The 18,394-nt window shown below is 55.6% G+C and carries 16 protein-coding genes and 1 other annotated feature; of the genes, 6 read left to right on the top strand and 10 right to left on the bottom strand.

Going from position 1 to position 18,394, the window contains the following annotated elements; translation table 11 throughout:
- The first annotated feature begins 319 nt into the window (after nucleotides 1-319).
- The gene (ybaL, locus tag BY447_RS15440) at nucleotides 320-2,014 is read left to right on the top strand and encodes a YbaL family putative K(+) efflux transporter (RefSeq protein ID WP_013357030.1); all 1,695 of its coding nucleotides are present in this window, start codon (nucleotides 320-322) and stop codon (nucleotides 2,012-2,014) included.
- A 280-nt stretch (nucleotides 2,015-2,294) separates the two neighbouring features.
- Here ybaL and BY447_RS15435 read toward each other — a convergent pair whose 3' ends face one another.
- The 9 genes from BY447_RS15435 to BY447_RS15390 form a co-directional block, all read right to left on the bottom strand.
- Entirely contained in the window at nucleotides 2,295-3,596 is a 1,302-nt protein-coding gene (locus tag BY447_RS15435) for an inosine/guanosine kinase (protein WP_033782211.1), read from the bottom strand.
- 57 nt (nucleotides 3,597-3,653) lie between these two features.
- Nucleotides 3,654-4,613, bottom strand: coding sequence for a ferrochelatase (gene hemH, locus BY447_RS15430; protein WP_013357028.1), 960 nt, complete (start codon nucleotides 4,611-4,613; stop codon nucleotides 3,654-3,656).
- 113 nt (nucleotides 4,614-4,726) lie between these two features.
- Nucleotides 4,727-5,371, bottom strand: a complete 645-nt coding sequence (gene adk / locus BY447_RS15425) for an adenylate kinase (RefSeq protein ID WP_110331470.1) — start codon at nucleotides 5,369-5,371, stop codon at nucleotides 4,727-4,729.
- Between the two features lie 456 nt (nucleotides 5,372-5,827).
- Nucleotides 5,828-7,702, bottom strand: coding sequence for a molecular chaperone HtpG (gene htpG / locus BY447_RS15415; protein WP_013357025.1), 1,875 nt, complete (start codon nucleotides 7,700-7,702; stop codon nucleotides 5,828-5,830).
- A 97-nt stretch (nucleotides 7,703-7,799) separates the two neighbouring features.
- Nucleotides 7,800-8,405, bottom strand: coding sequence for a recombination mediator RecR (gene recR, locus BY447_RS15410; protein ID WP_013357024.1), 606 nt, complete (start codon nucleotides 8,403-8,405; stop codon nucleotides 7,800-7,802).
- Nucleotides 8,405-8,737 (bottom strand): YbaB/EbfC family nucleoid-associated protein, encoded by a 333-nt coding sequence (locus tag BY447_RS15405; RefSeq protein WP_003850423.1) that lies wholly within the window; start codon nucleotides 8,735-8,737, stop codon nucleotides 8,405-8,407. Before BY447_RS15405 ends, recR begins: the two co-directional genes overlap by 1 nt.
- Nucleotides 8,738-8,792: 55 nt before the next feature.
- Nucleotides 8,793-10,862 carry a DNA polymerase III subunit gamma/tau gene (gene dnaX / locus BY447_RS15400; protein WP_110331468.1) on the bottom strand — a complete coding sequence of 690 codons (2,070 nt, stop codon included), beginning with the start codon at nucleotides 10,860-10,862 and terminating at the stop codon, nucleotides 8,793-8,795.
- Nucleotides 9,390-9,451, bottom strand: a sequence feature (DnaX frameshifting element). It overlaps the preceding gene by 62 nt.
- A gap of 158 nt (nucleotides 10,863-11,020) precedes the next feature.
- Nucleotides 11,021-11,572: an adenine phosphoribosyltransferase gene (gene apt, locus BY447_RS15395; RefSeq protein WP_013357022.1), complete on the bottom strand. Its 552-nt coding sequence runs from the start codon at nucleotides 11,570-11,572 to the stop codon at nucleotides 11,021-11,023.
- Nucleotides 11,573-11,716: 144 nt separating this feature from the next.
- Nucleotides 11,717-12,106: a DUF454 family protein gene (locus BY447_RS15390; RefSeq protein WP_110331467.1), complete on the bottom strand. Its 390-nt coding sequence runs from the start codon at nucleotides 12,104-12,106 to the stop codon at nucleotides 11,717-11,719.
- A 57-nt stretch (nucleotides 12,107-12,163) separates the two neighbouring features.
- Here BY447_RS15390 and priC point away from each other — a divergent pair, with 57 nt between their 5' ends.
- Genes priC through rsmS form a run of 3 tightly spaced genes read left to right on the top strand, consistent with a single transcriptional unit; the run spans nucleotide 12,164 to nucleotide 13,158 of the window.
- Nucleotides 12,164-12,694, top strand: coding sequence for a primosomal replication protein PriC (gene priC / locus BY447_RS15385; RefSeq protein ID WP_033782201.1), 531 nt, complete (start codon nucleotides 12,164-12,166; stop codon nucleotides 12,692-12,694).
- A gap of 57 nt (nucleotides 12,695-12,751) precedes the next feature.
- Nucleotides 12,752-12,997: a membrane protein gene (locus BY447_RS15380; protein WP_013357019.1), complete on the top strand. Its 246-nt coding sequence runs from the start codon at nucleotides 12,752-12,754 to the stop codon at nucleotides 12,995-12,997.
- Between the two features lie 8 nt (nucleotides 12,998-13,005).
- Nucleotides 13,006-13,158 carry a pleiotropic regulatory protein RsmS gene (gene rsmS / locus BY447_RS15375; protein WP_013357018.1) on the top strand — a complete coding sequence of 51 codons (153 nt, stop codon included), beginning with the start codon at nucleotides 13,006-13,008 and terminating at the stop codon, nucleotides 13,156-13,158.
- Here rsmS and acrR read toward each other — a convergent pair.
- The gene (gene acrR, locus BY447_RS15370; RefSeq protein WP_033731781.1) at nucleotides 13,155-13,793 is read right to left on the bottom strand and encodes a multidrug efflux transporter transcriptional repressor AcrR; all 639 of its coding nucleotides are present in this window, start codon (nucleotides 13,791-13,793) and stop codon (nucleotides 13,155-13,157) included. The genes rsmS and acrR overlap by 4 nt on opposite strands.
- 142 nt (nucleotides 13,794-13,935) lie before the next feature.
- On the opposite strand from acrR, the gene BY447_RS15365 reads away from it, so the two are divergent.
- Complete coding sequence (locus tag BY447_RS15365) at nucleotides 13,936-15,129, top strand: efflux RND transporter periplasmic adaptor subunit (RefSeq protein WP_013357016.1); 1,194 nt, start codon at nucleotides 13,936-13,938, stop codon at nucleotides 15,127-15,129.
- A 16-nt stretch (nucleotides 15,130-15,145) separates the two neighbouring features.
- Nucleotides 15,146-18,301: a multidrug efflux RND transporter permease subunit AcrB gene (locus BY447_RS15360; protein WP_033782198.1), complete on the top strand. Its 3,156-nt coding sequence runs from the start codon at nucleotides 15,146-15,148 to the stop codon at nucleotides 18,299-18,301.
- The last annotated feature ends 93 nt before the right edge of the window (nucleotides 18,302-18,394 follow it).

Here is an 18,394-nt window from a genome sequence, read left to right as displayed (position 1 = left end):
AGTAAACCATGTTGTTAACCAATTGTTTACTGCTGCAAAAGTGCCGCTGGCTGGCTTTACACCCTCTGCGCGCACATTTATCCCTTATTCATCCCAGAGCGGCGTAATTTACCGAAGCTAATTTTTATTTATCCGGCCCTGTTTAAAGCGTCAAATCAGCCAATATTATGGATAATGGACAAAAACACCCTTTCGATTGTGTTTTCGACTTTTTTTCATGATTTTTTAAGGTATTCCCGCAAATTGCTCAGCGAAAGAGGTGATTTTGTTTTAAACTCATTTGTTACAAGCGGATACATTTGTATACAAGGAGACAGGCATGCATCACACCACACCGTTGATCACTACCATTGTCGGAGCGCTGGTTCTGGCATTTCTCCTTGGGATGCTGGCAAACCGCCTGCGTATTTCGCCCCTCGTTGGCTATCTGATGGCCGGCGTGCTGGCTGGCCCCTTTACGCCCGGCTTTGTCGCAGATACCAATCTGGCCCCTGAACTGGCAGAACTCGGCGTTATCCTGCTGATGTTTGGTGTCGGCCTGCACTTCTCAATGAAAGACCTCATGTCGGTAAAGTCGATCGCCATTCCCGGTGCCATCGCGCAGATCGCAGTCGCGACGCTACTGGGAATGGGATTGTCATGGACGCTGGGATGGTCGTGGATGACCGGCCTGGTGTTTGGTCTCTGCCTCTCTACCGCCAGTACCGTGGTGTTACTGCGCGCGTTAGAGGAACGACAGCTGATTGACAGCCAGCGTGGACAGATAGCCATTGGCTGGCTGATTGTCGAAGATCTGGTGATGGTGCTGACGCTGGTGCTGCTGCCAGCCATTGCGGGCATGATGGAACAGGGCAACGCCAGCGCCGGACTGCTGGCCTGGGACCTGCTGTGGACCATCGGCAAAGTCGCTGCGTTTATGGTGCTGATGATGGTGGTGGGACGCCGTGCCGTGCCCTGGATCCTCGCCCGCAGCGCCGCCACCGGCTCACGCGAACTGTTTACGCTGGCGGTGTTAGCGCTGGCATTGGGCATCGCCTTTGGGGCCGTTGAATTCTTTGATGTTTCGTTTGCGCTGGGTGCTTTCTTCGCCGGTATGGTATTAAACGAGTCGGAACTGAGCCACCGCGCCGCACGCGATACCCTGCCGCTGCGTGATGCGTTTGCCGTACTGTTCTTTGTTTCGGTCGGCATGCTGTTCGACCCGTCGATTCTGGTGACGCAGCCGCTGGCGGTACTGGGCGCGCTGGTGATTATCGTGGTGGGCAAGTCGGTTGCCGCGTGGCTGCTGGTATCGCTGCTCGGCCATTCGCGCCGCACAGCACTGACCATTTCGGTCAGCCTGGCGCAGATTGGTGAGTTCGCCTTTATTCTCGCCGGTCTGGGCATCTCGCTGGGCCTGCTGAGTGATGAGGGCCGTAATCTTGTGCTGGCCGCCGCTATTCTGTCGATTATGCTTAACCCGATTCTGTTTACCCTGCTGGAGCGTTTCCTGGCCAAAACGGAATCCATGGAAGAACAGACGCTGGAAGAAGCTATTGAAGAAGAGAAGCAGATCCCAGTGGATTTCTGCAATCACGCAGTGATTGTGGGCTATGGCCGGGTTGGCAGCCTGATTGGTCAGAAGCTGCTTGAGGCTAATGTTCCGCTAGTGGTGGTTGAAAACTCCCGTACGCGGGTCGAAGCGCTGCGCGAACAGGGCATCAAGGCGGTGCTGGGGAATGCCGCTCGCGCGGACACCATGGAACTGGCACGGCTCGACTGCGCCCGCTGGTTGTTACTGACCATCCCGAATGGCTACGAAGCGGGTGAAGTGGTGACGGCAGCGCGTGAAAAACATCAGAATATCGAGATTATCGCCCGCGCTCACTATGACGATGAGGTGGAGTACATCATGGAGCGTGGCGCTTCGCGCGTGGTGATGGGTGAACGTGAGATTGCCAGCAGTATGCTGCAAATCCTGCAGGATGAGATGACGCAGGGCGAAGATTTACAGCCCTGCGACGTCGTGCGCTAATGCCTTTTTAGCAAGGCCTCGCAGGCTACTGATATATCAAAATCAGGGTAAATTTTACCGCAACGAATAAACTCAATGCGCAGGGAACATGGGCAGAGGAGGAAAGCGTCCCGCGCCATGGACGGTGCGGGCCGAGCGGCCAGGGATGGTTTAAGCGCCTTTCCGATCTGACCGTGTTCCCTTAGCAGGCTAGATCTCACCGCTAAACGAGCCAGACGTTGCCAGTCATCTAAGGCCCTTCTGTTCAGAAGGGCTTTTTTACGCCCTAAGGCGACCCGCGTTACCGATCCCAGTAAGACTCTTCCAGACTGTCTTCGCGCTCCGGCAGGCCGCGGGTTAAACGCGGTGAATGCTGATTCAGCACCTGATAGCTGACGCGGTTGGCATACTTACACACCTGTGCCAGCGACGAATAGGTCAGATACGGACGCGCATGTTTACTGGAGTTCGGCACATTCAGGCTGTGATAGTTGTTAGCCGTAATGTCATGCAGCAACGCCGCCAGCGCGCCATCTCCGGCGCCATTGGTGTTCATGATCTTTTCCGGCCCGCCCATATAAGGCGCGATGTGCGAGAAGATGCGCAGCGGCTGCTGGCAATCCTGCTGACGCATCACGCGGCTGAACTCATACTGGTTGAATTCCGCAATCGCGCCAGGCAGCAGCGGATGGTTGGTTTTGCGTTTGAACTCGTCTTCGGTGTAGCCCGCCATATAAAGCCCAATCGGGCCAGCGGTGCAAAGCACCAGATCCACCCAGTCCAGCGCCATATTGGAAGCAAGCAGCGGATCGGATTCGCCGGTCAGCGCCAGCGCTTCCTCCTCGTTCATCGCCACGATGCTGACGTGCTCGCGCAGGAAATCCCGCCAGAACTGAGGATTGTCGCCAATCACATGTTTGGTGCCCAGCGTCAGCACCACCGGCACGTTGTGGCGTTTGGCATATTCAATCGCCTGTAACGTTGCGTGCGGCATGGGTTCACCTTCGGCGCAGCGCACCAGATAGGAGGTCAGCACCAGCGCAGACGCTCCAGCAATCACTTCTTCCGGCACATTATCCGGATGCAGCTGGTTCATCTGGCCGGGGCTGATCGCGAAGGTTCGCTCTCCATGTTCGCCAATCAGCGTAAAGCAGCGGCCAATAGCGCCATCAACGCCCTGCAGATAGTTAAGATCGACCCGGCTTGAGGTGTTGCAGAGATAGCGATAGGCGTAGCCGCCAATCTGGATATTGTTGCACATCACGCCCAGCAGCACGGAGCGGTCATCGGCCAGCACCGAGAAGTTGTGCAGCGTGTTACCAATGGTGCCACCGGCAAACTGATGGGTGATCAGCGCATCGCGCATCAGCTCGTTGTACAACGCTTCCGCGACGGCATTATCGATAACCAGCGAGTGCCCGGCACTCAGGCCGTAACGGGCGAGAAAGTCGTCATCGACTTTGGCTTCGATATCCACCAGCGTCTGGTCGATACCCACCACCCAGCTGCCAGCATCTACATCGTGCTGAGCGGGCTGTAACAAGGGATCGCGTGCGCTGACGGGAAAGTAGTGTTTGGATTTGCGTTTGCCGGGAAATTTCATCGGGAATGCCGTCTGGAAAAACAGGCGGAGAATGATATCACACTCTCCGCCTGCGCTTTAACGGCGTGCGTCGACCAGTTGCACCATCATGTCGATATGCGCCTCATCGGCGTTCAGCGCCGGGATATACTCAAACTTCTCACCGCCGGCATGCATAAAGATTTCGCAGTTTTCACCACTGATCTCCTCCAGCGTTTCCAGGCAGTCAGACGAGAAGCCCGGACTCATGACCTGAACATGTTTGATCCCTTTGGCAGGCAGACTTTCCATGGTTTTGTCGGTGTAAGGCATCAGCCACGGCTCACGACCAAAACGCGACTGGAAGGTCATCATGTACTGATCCTCACGCAGACCCAGCGCTTTGACCAGGGCCGCCGTGGTATCGGCACAGCGCTGCGGATAGTCATCACCTTCGTTGGCGAAGCGCTGCGGAATGCCGTGGAACGACAATACCAGCAGATCGGGCTGACCGTGCCGCTCAAACGAGCGCTCTACCGTCGCTTTCAGTGCAGCGATATAGGCCGGATGTTCGGCGTAATCACGGATAAACTGCACATCGGGCAGCGAGCGATACCCTCTGAAGACGGTGGTCAGGCCATCCCATACCGCGGCCACGGTAGAGCAGGAGAATTGCGGATAGAGTGGCAGTACAATCAGGCGGGTGACGCCCTGCGCCATCAGCTTATCCACTGCGCTTTTCAGGCTCGGATTGCCATAGCTCATACCCAGCTCGACAGGCATATCGACGCGAGCCGCCAGGGCATCACGCTGACGCTGACTGTAGACCAGCAGCGGTGATCCACCTTCCATCCAGACCGATGCGTAGAGCTTCGACACGCGCGGCGAGCGAAACGGCAGAATGACAGCATTGAGAACCGGCCACCAGAGCCAGCGCGGTGCATCGACCACGCGCGGATCGCTTAAAAACTGTTTCAGATAGCGTTTAACTGCAGGTGTGGTTGGGGCGTCTGGCGTACCTAAATTAACCAATAACACGCCGGGCTTATCTTGCCTCATTTGAGTTCCTTGATGACAACGGGGATGCGTGAAAACAGGGAAATTGTAGCGGAATTAGTGGGAGGTAAAAGCAATTACTGCAAAAGGGGCCAGTGATACCGGCCCCATTGAGCTTAGCCGAGGATCTTTGCCAGCTCGGCACTCACTTCGGTCACCTTACGGGTGCCGTCGATTTTGTGATAGGCGGTGTTGCCCGCTTCGGCTTCTTTGCTGTAGTAAGCAATCAGCGGCGCGGTCATCTGATGGTATTCCACCAGGCGCTTACGCACGGTCTCTTCCTGATCGTCTTTGCGCGTGGTCAGCTCTTCGCCTGTGACATCATCTTTATCTTCCACTTTCGGTGGATTAAAGGTGACGTGATAAACGCGGCCAGATGGCGCGTGAACGCGACGGCCCACGATACGTTCAACAATCAGCTCGTCCGGTACAGCGAACTCCAGCACGTGATCAACGGTGATCCCGGCTTCTTTCATTGCATCTGCCTGAGGAATGGTGCGCGGGAAACCGTCGAGCAGGAAACCGTTTTTGCAGTCTTCCTGAGTGATACGCTCTTTAACCAGCGCAATCACCAGCTCATCGGTTACGAGTTTGCCAGCATCCATGATGGCTTTCGCCTGGTTACCCAGCTCGCTGCCTGCTTTTACTGCTGCACGCAACATGTCGCCAGTGGAGATTTGCGGAATGCCGTACTTCTCCATGATGAATTGGGCCTGAGTCCCCTTACCTGCGCCCGGAGCTCCGAGCAGAATAATACGCATTGCGTAAATCCCCTTGCGAATCGCATTGATCTATCTTAGAAGCGGAAGAACATACCATTATGACCCGCTCATCACAAGGAAGGGCGAGGATCGCTCAGGGCGGCTTTACTCTGTTTGTGGCCCTGAACCCGACCCGGCGGGTCGGACTGCTGCTTTTTCAGATTAACCGCCTGCGCTGAGCAGAAATGGCGGGATGCCGCACAGCCATAAAAAAAGCCGGTGATCATCACCGGCTTGATTTTGATGACCGCGTCAGGCCTGGACTGCTGTTTGATCGAGCCAGCGCAAAAAACACGGTCAGATCGCAAAGACGCAAAAGCCGTCATCCATGGCGCGGGACGCTTTCCTCTTCTGACCGTGTTCCCTGCGCACTGGGTTCATTCGTTGCGGCCAGAATCCCCGTGCTTTGACTTTAACAGCCGTCTGAGGCCGGTGAAATTCACCGGCCTGTTGCCGTTATGCGGTCAGCAGCTGGTTCATGCGACGGATAAACTGGTTAGGATCGTCCAGCGTGCCGCGCTCGGCCAGCAACGCCTGATCCAGCAGCAGTTCAATCCACTCACCAAAGCGTGTTTCATCCTGCGTATCGGCAACACGTTTCACCAGCGGGTGATCCGGGTTGATTTCAAACAGGTACTTCACTTCCGGCACTTCCTGTCCAGCCGCCGCGAACAGCTTCGCCATCTGCGTGGTCATCTCGTTGGCGTCGGTAGTCACAATCGCTGGCGTATCGGTCAGACGATGGGTCAGACGCACCTCTTTCACGCGTTCGCCCAGCAGATTTTTCACCCGCTCAACAAACGGCTCCAGCGCTTTTTCCGCCTCTTTCTGCTCTTCGGTCTCTTCATCCGCCAGCTTGCTCAGCGACTCATCCGCTTTGCTGACCGACTGGAAGGTTTTACCGTCGAACTCGGTAAGGTAACTCATCATCCATTCGTCGATGCGATCGGAAAGCAGCAGCACCTCAATGCCTTTTTTGCGGAACAGTTCCAGATGCGGGCTGCTCTTCGCGGCGGCATAGCTGTCAGCGGTGATGTAGTAAATCTTCTCCTGACCTTCCACCATGCGGCTGACGTAATCTTCCAGCGAAATGGTCTGTGCCGAACCTTCGCTCTGGGTGGTGGCGAAACGCAGCAGTTTTGCAATGGTTTCCTGGTTGGCGTTATCTTCCGCCGGGCCCTCTTTCAGCACCAGACCGAACTCATTCCAGAAGGTCTGGTATTTCTCGTTATCTTCTTTCGCCAGTCTTTCCAGCATCTGCAGGGTACGCTTAGTCAGCGCAGCACGCAGACTCTGGGTCACGCGGCTATCCTGCAGGATCTCACGGGAGACGTTCAGCGGCAGATCGTTCGAGTCAATCAGACCACGCACAAAGCGCAGGTAGTTCGGCATAAACTGCTCAGCGTCATCCATGATAAAGACGCGCTGCACGTAAAGTTTCAGGCCATGCTTCTGATCGCGGTTCCACATATCGAATGGCGCACGCGCCGGAATGTAGAGCAGGCTGGTGTACTCCTGCTTACCTTCCACCCGATTGTGGCTCCAGGCGACCGGATCGCTGTAGTCATGGGCGATATGCTTGTAGAACTCATTGTATTCGTCGTCGCTGATCTCAGATTTGTTGCGGGTCCACAGCGCCTGGGCTTTGTTGATTTTCTCCCAGTGCGTTCCCTCGCCCTCTTCATCTTTGCTCTCGATCTCAACCGGCAGCGCGATGTGATCGGAATATTTGCTGATGATGCTGCGCACGCGCCATGCGTCCAGGAACTCATCTTCGCCTTCGCGCAGATGCAGGGTGATCTCAGTACCGCGATCGGCTTTCTCAATCTCCGCCAGGGTATATTCGCCCTCGCCTGCGGATTCCCAGAACACGCCTTCATCGGCTGATGCGCCAGCGGCACGGGTACGCACCGTGACTTTGTCCGCCACGATAAAGGCAGAGTAGAAACCGACACCGAACTGACCGATCAGCTGGCTGTCTTTCGCCTGATCGGAGCCCAGCGACTCCAGGAAAGATTTGGTGCCTGATTTGGCGATAGTCCCGAGGTTCTCAATGACCTCATCGCGACGCATACCGATACCGTTGTCGCTGAGCGTGATGGTACGGTTGTCCTTATCAACAGAGAGACGAACACGCAGCTCGCCATCACCTTCATACAGGCTGGAATCTGACAGCGCACGGAAGCGCAGTTTGTCTGCCGCATCCGAGGCGTTGGAGATCAGCTCACGCAGGAAAATCTCTTTGTTTGAATAGAGAGAATGGATCATCAGGTGCAGAAGTTGTTTTACTTCCGACTGAAAGCCACGGGTCTCTTGTCCTTTCATGGTCATTGCTACCTCAACAAAACAGGTTGAACAAACGTTGAGGTTGATGTGGGGATGACAGGAGGAATTTCAAGCCGGTGTCTGTCACAACACCGGCAAGTGATTAAAATTTAAACTTCTGGCGGCCTGCCAGCGAGTGGGACAGCGTGGTGCCATCCACCATCTCAAGCTCTCCGCCTACCGGTACACCGTGCGCGATACGGCTGGCGTCAACGCCATACTGGCCACAGAGCTCCGCGATGTAGTTTGCGGTTGCCTCGCCTTCTACCGTCGGGTTGGTGGCGAGGATCACTTCCTGCAGCGTTTCACTCTCCAGCCGCTGCTCCAGACGATCCAGACCGATGTCCGCCGGACCGATGCCGTCGAGCGGCGAGAGATGCCCCATCAGCACAAAGTAGCGACCGCCAAACTGACCGGTTTGCTCAATGGCGTGGATATCTGCCGGGCTTTCTACCACGCAGATTTGACCATTCTGCTGACGCCGTGGATTGGCGCAGATGGTGCAAATTTCCTGCTCGGTGAATGTCCGGCAGTCAGAACAGTGTCCGATCTCCGACATCGCCCGGGTCAGCGCCTGTGCCAGCCGCATGCCACCGCTGCGATCGCGCTGCAGCAGCTGAAAAGCCATGCGCTGTGCCGACTTCGGCCCAACGCCGGGCAGACAGCGCAGCGACTCCATCAATGATTCAAGCAGTGGACTGGTTTGCATCAGAACGGCATCTTAAAGCCTGGTGGCAACTGCATGCCTGAGGAGACAGACGCCATCTTCTCTTTCTGGGTCTCATCAATGCGACGTGCCGCATCGTTGAACGCCGCGGCAATCAGATCTTCCAGCATATCTTTGTCATCTTCCAGCAGGCTGGGATCGACTTCCACGCGACGGCAGTTGTGCGCGCCGTTGATGGTGACTTTTACCAGGCCAGCACCCGATTCACCGGTCACTTCAATCGCGGCGATCTCTTCCTGAACCTTGGCCATTTTGTCCTGCATCTGCTGGGCCTGTTTCATCAGGTTGCCCAATCCGCCTTTACCACCAAACATAGTTTTCTCTCTCAGCTGAGGCTACAACGCTATCGTTACGATAGCAGCAGCGTGTCTAAACAGGTCGGATACTCTCCTCATCCAGATCGGCATCAAAAAATCGCTGCAGCGTCTGAATGTGGGTATCACAGGTGATCGACTGACGCGCCTGCGCCAGTTTCTCTTCGTAAATGGCCTGACGCCACTCCAGTGGCGTCAACACCGATGAATTATCGTCTTCAACGACAGAGAGTTCAACTTTCTGCCCGGCACTCTGGCTAAGCGCATCACTTAGCACCTGCTGCGCCGACGGTGAATTAAGGTGACGCTGGCTGCTGCGCAGATGCAGGCAGACACCATTTTCAGTTGTCTCTTTCCAGGCATTTAATGCCAGCTGCTGCACCAGCTTTGGCAGCGGCAGGGTTGTAATCTCTGCGGCCCAGGGATCGCGCTGCTGCGCCTCTTCGGCCAGACGCGCCGCCAGCTCAGGGGTTTTCTCATGCTCCAGCGCGGAACGCAAGGCCTTAGGCGTCGCCACCGGCTCCGCCACTTCAACCGGCTGATTAACCGCTTTCCAGCGGTATGCTTCCTCTTTTACCGGGGCGGCGGGCTCACGATCGCGGATACGCTGCTGACTGCGCTCGGTAACCGAGGCCAGCCGCTCCAGCGCGGAGTTGGCCGGCCGCGCACCTGGCGCCGCCGGCTCACTCTTTTTTGGCTTGTTCGCTCCCTGACGCAGCAACTGAGTGCGCGCCTGCAGGAGCTGGCTGGTGGAACTGGAAAGTGCCGTGTCAGGCGCCGCATCCGGTGGCGGCGCAGGCTGCGGAGCCGGATCGGGCGCGGCCATCTGTGGCTGAGCGGCCACCTGCTGTTGCGGAGCAGGCATCGGCTGCTGCGCTACGGGCGACCTTGTCTGAGCAGGTGACGATGTGGCTGGCTGTGCTGTCGTGGGTCGTGCTACAGGCGCAGGACCGGATGGTGCCGGTGACGTCTGCGCCGGAGCAACAGGTGCCATCTGTTCCGTTAACGCGGGACGCGCAATGGGTTCTGCCACCGCCGCTTTAGGATGAAACGCCAGGGCGCGCAGCAGCGTCATCTCAACGCCCATGCGGCGATCGGGCGCAATCGGCAGATCCTTACGGCCCATCAACAGGGTCTGATAATAGAGCTGCAGATCGGCTGGCGGCACCACGCGGGCCAGTTCACGCAGTCGGATCGCATTGCTTTCTTCGTCATCGTTGAGCGAGGCCGGCAGCAGTTGCACCATCGCAATCTGGTGCAGCAGGCGCAGCATCTCGACCAGCAGCGCCTCCCATTCCACCCCACGTGACGCGGCCTGGCTCAGCAGGTTCATTACCTGCTGACCGTTACCGTCAACCAGCGCTTCCAGCAGACCCAGAGGCTGTTCATCATCCAGCGTGCCGAGCATAACGCTGACCGTGCTGCTGGTCACCGCGCCCTGCCCCATGGCAATCGCCTGGTCGGTGAGGCTCAGCGCATCACGCATACTGCCATCGGCGGCACGCGCCAGCAGCTGCAGCGCCCGGGTTTCGCTCTCAATCTGTTCCTGCTTCAGCACATGCTCAAGCTGCTGACGGATTTGATCAACATCCAGCGCTTTGAGGTGGAACTGCAGGCAGCGCGAAAGAATGGTCACCGGCAGTTTCTGCGGATCGGTGGTCGCAAGCAGGAATTTAACGTGTGAAGGTGGCTCTTCCAGCGTCTTTAACAGCGCATTGAAGCTGTGACGCGACAGCATGTGCACTTCATCGATCAGATAGACTTTGAAGCGGCCACGCGCCGGGGCGTACTGCACGTTGTCGAGCAGATCGCGGGTGTCTTCAACTTTGGTGCGTGAGGCGGCGTCAATCTCAATCAGATCGACAAAGCGGCCCTGCTCAATTTCACGGCAATTATCGCACTGACCACAGGGCGTGGCGGTGATGCCGGTTTCGCAGTTAAGGCCTTTGGCCAGCAGACGCGCAATGGTGGTTTTCCCTACGCCGCGGGTGCCGGAGAAGAGATAAGCATGATGGATGCGTCCCAGAGACAATCCATTCGCCAGCGCCGTCAGAACATGTTCCTGACCGACAACATCAGCAAAAGCCTGGGGACGCCATTTTCGCGCAAGTACCTGATAGCTCATGTGGAGTTCGACGAAGTTGGATGGAAAGATGAGCGCAGACGCTCTGCAACCCCTGTATAAGATTGCAGTAGTCTATCAGCTACGCTTTTGGCTGGCACTCGTTATCTTGACGTCGGAGGCGTGACGGCCTCGCCGGGTAGCGAGACCGAAAGCGTGGCTTAGTGGCCGGGGAATTTGACCAGGCTGTAGCTCTCAACGCCCAGGGCATTGAGACGCGATTCACCGGTCAGATCGAACAGGTTGATAATGAAGGCTGCGTCTTTCACTTCACCACCAGCACGGCGAATCAGTTTAACGGTCGCTTCGATGGTGCCGCCGGTCGCCAGCAGATCGTCAACCACCAGCACCAGATCGCCTGGCTGGATGGCATCTTTGTGCAATTCCAGCTTATCGGTGCCGTATTCCAGTTCATAGGATTCACTGTAAACCTCACGCGGCAGTTTGCCAGGCTTACGAACCGGAACAAAACCGACACCGAGACCTAATGCCACAGGTGCACCAAACAGAAAACCGCGCGCTTCCGTACCCACCACTTTGGTGATGCCTTTATTACGGTAACGCTCAACCAGCAGCGCAATCGACGCGGCGTAGGCTTTCGGATCTTCCAGCAGGCTGGTGACATCGCGGAACAGGATGCCTGGCTTAGGATAATCGGGGATACTTTTAATGCTGTTTTTAATGAATTCAAGCTGCTGCGCAGTGTCGGTCATAATGATACGCCTGGTAAAAAATTCTGTTTCGCGCAGCTTCAAAAGCGCTAATACCTGGTAAAAGGCTCAGCGGAAGTCAATTCACAAAGGGAAGCCACGCACGAAGACGCCCAAATCTAAGCAAATGACCGGCTAAATGCAACTTTATCGCGGCGGCGGCGGTGCGTCCGCTGTTTCTGCCACCACCGGAATACGCCACATAAACAGCAGCAGCGCCGCCAGCATGATCAGCAGCATGATGCGAACCCAGAGCTGATGCACTAGTAAAAGTGAGAGACTAAAGGTGGCGACAATCAGGCAGATAGCGCGCAATTTGGCACCCGGTGGCATGGCGCGATGCTGTTGCCAGTGACGCAGATAGCGGCCAAACGGTGATTTCCACAACAGCCAGTGATGGAATCGCGGCGATGAACGGGCAAAACACCAGGCCGCCAGCAGCATGAATGGCGTGGTGGGTAATAAAGGTAATACAATGCCCAGCGTCCCCAGCACAATCGCCAGCCAGCCGAGGGTTAATAACAGAATGCGTTGCATGAATCTCGCCCAGCTCTTTCCTCATCAGCGTACGTTAGCACAACTCAGGGCCAGACGATGAGTGCGATCGCTGTGCAACAGCGCCTGCACCAACTCCTTATCGCCCTGCGTCAGGAGATTGCCCGCCATCCCGATGGCGTTTGCCGTCTGCCACGTTTTGATACTCAGCTATTCCAGACCAAAGGTACGCGACTGGCAGATTATCTGCAGGAGGTGGAACAGAACTTCGCCCGATTATGCGATGTTAGTCATGACCTTGCCCGCAGTGCCTGGCTGGCTGAACGCCTGGTCGATCAGATTGCCGCCCTGCAACGCGAGGCGAGTACCCAACAGTTGCGTACCCGACGCGAACAACCAGTAAAGAACCCACGCGCGACTAAATATCAGGAGTACCGTGAATTTGAACGGCGTTTACTGGCGATGATCGATCAGCGTGAGCAGCGGCTGGCACTGGCTGAAACCCTGGCGGTACAGCATCAGCTGAAGCAGGATCTGGAAACGCTGGAGGGACGACTGGCACGCTGTCGACAGGCGATTCGCTCGGTTGAGTGGGCCTCGTCATTGCGCAGCAGTGAAGATGGCGAATAAAGCGCAGCGTGATAAAAGCGCTTCTATACTGGGTGTAATTCTGCGTGGAGAAGAACCATGGGTTTACTGACCTGGCTGCTATGCGGGCTGCTGCTGGGATTGCTGAAGCGTCTGCTGATGCCGGGACGACCCGGCGGCCTGATGGCGACTCTGACGCTGTCGATGATCGGCGCACTGATTGGCGGCTATATCGCCACCTATTTTGAACTGGGCTCGCTGGCAACGTTGCATGCTGGCGCGCTGGGCATGGCGATTCTCGGCGCAGTGCTGATGCTGCTGGTCGCGGCCCGCTTACGTATTTAGGAGAAAAGATGTCACTGGAAAACGCTCCTGACGACGTCAAACTGGCAGTGGATCTGATTCAGCTTCTGGAAGAGCATCAATTGCCGGTTGAAACGGTGCTTTCAGCGCTGGCCATGGTGCAGCGCGATTTTGAGAACAAGCGCGATGGGCAGCCTGCTTAGCGCTGAGCAGTCAGCGTCGGACTAAGACGCAGCATATCAATAAAGGCATTGACCAGCGTTGGCGCGTCAGCGGCTAAATCAAAACTTTCGGGCGCAAACAGCCAGCTTTCCATCATGCCATTAACGTAACCACGCAGGATTAGTGCGGCCTGACGCGTACTGAGACTGCCAGGAAGTTGTCCGGCTTCAATGCACTGACGCAGAACATCTTCTATTTTGTCGTAGCACTCCAGCAGCAGGCTTTGCTGAATATTTTTCAGCGCCGACATTTCGCCTACAAATTCACATTTATGGAAAATGATCTCCATTAGAGCGCGGCGCTGCGGATCCTTTGCTGTTGCATCAAAGATATAGACCAGCATTGCGCGCAACACAGAGAGTGGATCGCCCGGGTATTTTGTCTGATACTCAAGTTCCACATCGTCCAGACCAGCATCACAACGAAGCCATATTTCATGTAATACATCGGCTTTATTTTTGAAGTGCCAGTAGATAGCCCCACGCGTGACACTGGCGGCGGTGGCAATCTCTGCAAGAGAAGTGGCTGAGACGCCCTGCTGCGAAAACAGAACAATGGCGGCATCAAGAATTTGATGTCGCGTTTCAAGTGCTTGCGCTTTGGTTTTTCGTGCCATAAGGGGCTTTTTTTACAAACAGGTAAGTTTACATACATTTGTGAATGTATGTACCATAGCATGACCTGCGACTTGACACAGCAATGGGTTTTTCAGTTTGTGATCCATTGACCAATTGATATCGGACACTAGAGGTTTATTTATGAATAAAATCAGAGGATTATCGCCTCTGGCGGCCGTCCTGATGCTATCAGGCAGCTTTTTGTTAACAGGATGTGACAACAATAAATCCGAACAAGCCGCCCAGCAACCGCCAGCAGTGGGTGTTGTGACACTTAAAACTGAACCCCTGAAAATTTCGACTGAACTACCTGGCCGCACCTCAGCATATCGTGTGGCTGAAGTCCGTCCGCAGGTTTCCGGTATCATTCTGAAGCGTAATTTCATTGAAGGCAGCGATGTCAAAGCAGGTCAGTCTCTTTATCAGATCGATCCGGCGACTTATCAGGCCGCTTACGACAGCGCTAAAGGCGATTTGACTCAGGCTCAGGCGAATGCACGCATCGCTCAGCTGACCGTCAAGCGCTATAAACCGCTGCTCGGCACCAAATATATCAGTCAGCAGGATTATGACACCGCCGTTGCCACTGCCGCGCAGAACGATGCTGCCGTGCAGGTGGCAAAAGCCAATGTTGAAACGGCCCGTATTAACCTGGCATATACCAAAGTGACCTCGCCTATCAGTGGCCGCATCGGTAAATCCTCTGTTACCGAAGGTGCACTGGTACAAAGCGCACAAACCACCGCGCTGGCTACCGTGCAGCAGCTTGATCCCATGTATGTCGACGTGACCCAGTCGAGCGAAGATTTCATGCGCTTACGTTCAGAACTGGAATCGGGTCAGCTGAAGCAGAATGATGGCAAAGCCAACGTGACGCTGCTGATGCAGAATGGCAGCAGCTATGCACAGACCGGTACGCTGGAGTTCTCTGACGTGACCGTTGATGAAACCACCGGCTCCATCACCCTGCGCGCCATCGTCCCGAACCCGAACCACACGCTGTTACCGGGCATGTTTGTTCGTGCGCGTCTGGATGAGGGGATCAACCCGAATGCAATGCTGGTGCCGCAACAGGCTGTCACCCGCACGCCAACGGGTCAGGCAACCGTGATGGTTGTGGGTGCAGATAACAAAGTCGAATCACGTCAGGTCACCACCTCTCAGGCGATCGGTGACAAGTGGTTAGTGACCGACGGCGTTAAAGCAGGCGAACGTGTGATCAGCACCGGTCTGCAGCGAGCCAAACCGGGCGCACAGGTTACTCCACAAGAAGTCTCAGACGATGCGAAAGCGGCACCCGATTCAAAGCCGCAGTCTGACAAGTCATCGTCATAACAGGAGCCGTTGATTCATGGCTAAGTTCTTTATCGATCGCCCCATCTTTGCGTGGGTGCTCGCCATCATCATCATGCTGGTCGGTGCGCTATCGATTCTCAAACTTCCGATCGAGCAATATCCTAATGTTGCGCCGCCGGCGATTGAGATTCAGGCGACCTACCCTGGTGCGGATGCAAAAACGCTGCAGGACTCGGTGACGCAGGTCATTGAGCAGAACATGAACGGTATCGATGGACTGATGTATATGTCCTCGAGCAGCGACTCATCCGGTACGCTGACCCTGACTATTTCCTTTGAGTCAGGAACAGATGCGGATATTGCGCAGGTTCAGGTGCAGAACAAACTGCAGCTGGCGACGCCGCTGCTGCCGCAGGAAGTGCAGCAACAGGGGATTCAGGTTAAAAAATCCTCCAGCAGCTTCCTGATGGTTGCGGGCTTCATCAGCGACGATGACAATATGACGCAGAATGATATTTCTGATTTCATTTCATCGTCCATCAAAGATCCTATCAGCCGTACCAAAGGTGTGGGTGATACCCAGGTATTTGGTGCGCAGTACGCGATGCGTATCTGGATGGATCCGCACAAGCTGAACAACTACAACCTGACCCCGGTCGATGTGATCAGCGCGCTGAACACTCAAAACACCCAGGTCGCTGCCGGTCAGTTGGGCGGTACGCCTCCGGTTCCGGGCCAGCAGCTTAACGCCTCCATCATTGCGCAAACCCGTCTGACCTCAACGGATGAGTTCGGTAAAATTCTGCTCAAAGTAAACGAGGATGGTTCTCAGGTTCGTCTGCGTGATGTGGCCAGAATTGAGCTCGGCGCAGAAAACTACGAGATCGTTGCCCGTTATAACGGCAAGCCTGCATCCGGTATCGGTATCAAGCTGGCCACCGGTGCGAATGCGCTGGATACCGCCAATGCGGTAAAAGCCGAGCTGGCCAAACTGCAGCCAACGTTCCCTGCCGGGTTAAAAGTAGTTTATCCGTATGACACCACCCCGTTCGTTAAGATTTCAATTTTCGAAGTAGTGAAAACGCTGATCGAAGCGATTGTGCTGGTGTTCCTGGTCATGTACCTGTTCCTGCAGAACTTCCGCGCCACGCTGATTCCTACCATCGCCGTACCTGTGGTATTGCTGGGTACGTTTGCCGTTATCAGCGCGTTTGGTTATTCGATAAATACCCTGACGATGTTCGGGATGGTGCTGGCCATCGGCTTGCTGGTGGATGACGCCATCGTGGTGGTCGAGAACGTCGAGCGCGTCATGGCGGAAGAAGGATTGCCGCCAAAAGAAGCGACCAAGCGTTCCATGGAGCAGATTCAGGGCGCGCTGGTCGGTATCGCGCTGGTGCTTGCCGCCGTATTTATTCCGATGGCGTTCTTTGGTGGGTCGACCGGCGTTATTTATCGTCAGTTCTCAATCACTATCGTTTCAGCGATGGCGCTGTCGGTGCTGGTCGCCTTTATTCTGACGCCGGCACTCTGTGCCACCATGCTGAAGCCGGTTAAAAAAGGCGAGCACGGTAAAACCACCGGTTTCTTCGGCTGGTTCAACCGCATGTTCGACAAAAGCACCCACCACTATGTCGACAGCGTCGGTCACATGATCCGCAGTACGGGTCGCTATATGGTGATCTACCTGCTGATCGTGGTCGGTATGGCGTTTCTGTTTATGCGACTGCCCTCTTCATTCTTACCGGAAGAGGATCAGGGTCTGCTGCTCGCTCAGGCTCAGCTGCCAGCGGGTGCAACTCAGGAACGTACCCAGAAAGTGCTGGATCAGGTGACGGATTACTTCCTGACGCAAGAGAAAGATACGGTTAAATCCGTGTTCACCGTTAACGGCTTCGGCTTTGCTGGTCGTGGACAGAACACCGGTATCGCCTTTGTCAGTCTCAAGCCGTGGGATGAGCGTGCCGGTAGCGACATGAAAGTTCCGGCGATTGCTGGCCGTGCCATGCAGGCGCTGGGCGCGATCAAAGATGCGATGGTCATCCCCTTCAACCTGCCAGCGATTATCGAGCTGGGTAACGCGACCGGCTTTGACTTTGAGCTGATCGATCAGAACAACCTCGGCCACGATAAGCTGACGGAAGCACGTAATCAGCTGTTCGGTATGATTGCGCAGCATCCTGATACGCTGGTGGGTGTTCGCCCTAACGGGATGGAAGATACACCGCAGTACAAACTGACTATCGATCAGGAAAAAGCGCAGGCGCTGGGCGTATCACTGAGTGATATCAATACCACGCTGGCAGCCTCCTGGGGCGGCTCCTACGTAAATGACTTTATCGACCGCGGTCGTGTGAAGAAAGTTTATGTCATGGGTAATGCGGATTCCCGTATGCTGCCGGACGACATTGGTAAATGGTACGTGCGTAACAGCAGTGGAACCATGGTTCCCTTCTCTGCCTTCTCGTCAGCGAAGTGGCAATATGGTTCACCGCGTCTTGAGCGCTACAACGGTCTGCCAGCCATGGAAATTCTGGGCCAGGCCGCACCAGGCAAAAGCTCCGGTGCAGCAATGGACCTGATGGAAGAGCTGGCGGCGAAGCTGCCTGCTGGCATCGGCTATGACTGGACCGGTATGTCCTATCAGGAACGTCTGTCAGGCAACCAGGCACCTGCGCTCTATGCCATCTCGCTGATTGTGGTCTTCCTGTGTCTTGCCGCACTGTACGAGAGCTGGTCGATTCCATTCTCGGTCATGCTGGTTGTTCCACTCGGGGTCATCGGTGCGCTGATCTTTACCACGCTGCGTGGCCTGAGTAACGACGTCTACTTCGTGGTGGGGTTACTGACAACCATCGGCCTCTCGACCAAGAACGCCATCCTTATCGTCGAATTTGCCAAGGATTTGATGGATAAAGAGGGTAAAGGGCTGATTGAAGCAGCGCTGGAAGCCTGTCGTATGCGTCTGCGTCCTATCCTGATGACGTCACTGGCGTTTATTCTTGGGGTACTGCCGCTGGCGATCAGTACGGGTGCTGGCTCCGGTTCACAAAACGCCGTAGGTACTGGCGTTATCGGGGGCATGGTCACCGCGACCATACTGGCGATCTTCTTCGTTCCTGTGTTCTTTGTGGTGGTACGCCGCCGCTTTGGCAAGAAAAAAGAAGAATCAGCGAACAGTCATCCGGTTGAGCACAACCAGACTCACTAAGCTGTAAATCATCTGAGGCCGCGCAAGCGGCCTTTTTTTATGCCTGCGATTCTGCCCTTCTCCCTTCCTGACACTTCACGCGAGCTGACGTTA

The sequence above is a fragment of the Pantoea sp. JKS000250 genome (assembly GCF_003201065.1).
Lineage (GTDB): Bacteria > Pseudomonadota > Gammaproteobacteria > Enterobacterales > Enterobacteriaceae > Pantoea > Pantoea vagans.
The sequence above is the reverse complement of the archived record's forward strand: the minus strand, read 5'-3'. Positions and strand labels throughout refer to the sequence as shown.

Bases quoted from the DNA above. Each gene is read 5' to 3' on its own strand.
- ybaL (WP_013357030.1), top strand. From the start codon at position 320: ATGCATCACACCACACCGTTGATCACTACCATTGTCGGAGCGCTGGTT.
- BY447_RS15435 (WP_033782211.1), bottom strand. From the start codon at position 3,596: ATGAAATTTCCCGGCAAACGCAAATCCAAACACTACTTTCCCGTCAGC.
- hemH (WP_013357028.1), bottom strand. From the start codon at position 4,613: ATGAGGCAAGATAAGCCCGGCGTGTTATTGGTTAATTTAGGTACGCCA.
- adk (WP_110331470.1), bottom strand. From the start codon at position 5,371: ATGCGTATTATTCTGCTCGGAGCTCCGGGCGCAGGTAAGGGGACTCAG.
- htpG (WP_013357025.1), bottom strand. From the start codon at position 7,702: ATGACCATGAAAGGACAAGAGACCCGTGGCTTTCAGTCGGAAGTAAAA.
- recR (WP_013357024.1), bottom strand. From the start codon at position 8,405: ATGCAAACCAGTCCACTGCTTGAATCATTGATGGAGTCGCTGCGCTGT.
- BY447_RS15405 (WP_003850423.1), bottom strand. From the start codon at position 8,737: ATGTTTGGTGGTAAAGGCGGATTGGGCAACCTGATGAAACAGGCCCAG.
- dnaX (WP_110331468.1), bottom strand. From the start codon at position 10,862: ATGAGCTATCAGGTACTTGCGCGAAAATGGCGTCCCCAGGCTTTTGCT.
- apt (WP_013357022.1), bottom strand. From the start codon at position 11,572: ATGACCGACACTGCGCAGCAGCTTGAATTCATTAAAAACAGCATTAAA.
- BY447_RS15390 (WP_110331467.1), bottom strand. From the start codon at position 12,106: ATGCAACGCATTCTGTTATTAACCCTCGGCTGGCTGGCGATTGTGCTG.
- priC (WP_033782201.1), top strand. From the start codon at position 12,164: ATGAGTGCGATCGCTGTGCAACAGCGCCTGCACCAACTCCTTATCGCC.
- BY447_RS15380 (WP_013357019.1), top strand. From the start codon at position 12,752: ATGGGTTTACTGACCTGGCTGCTATGCGGGCTGCTGCTGGGATTGCTG.
- rsmS (WP_013357018.1), top strand. From the start codon at position 13,006: ATGTCACTGGAAAACGCTCCTGACGACGTCAAACTGGCAGTGGATCTG.
- acrR (WP_033731781.1), bottom strand. From the start codon at position 13,793: ATGGCACGAAAAACCAAAGCGCAAGCACTTGAAACGCGACATCAAATT.
- BY447_RS15365 (WP_013357016.1), top strand. From the start codon at position 13,936: ATGAATAAAATCAGAGGATTATCGCCTCTGGCGGCCGTCCTGATGCTA.
- BY447_RS15360 (WP_033782198.1), top strand. From the start codon at position 15,146: ATGGCTAAGTTCTTTATCGATCGCCCCATCTTTGCGTGGGTGCTCGCC.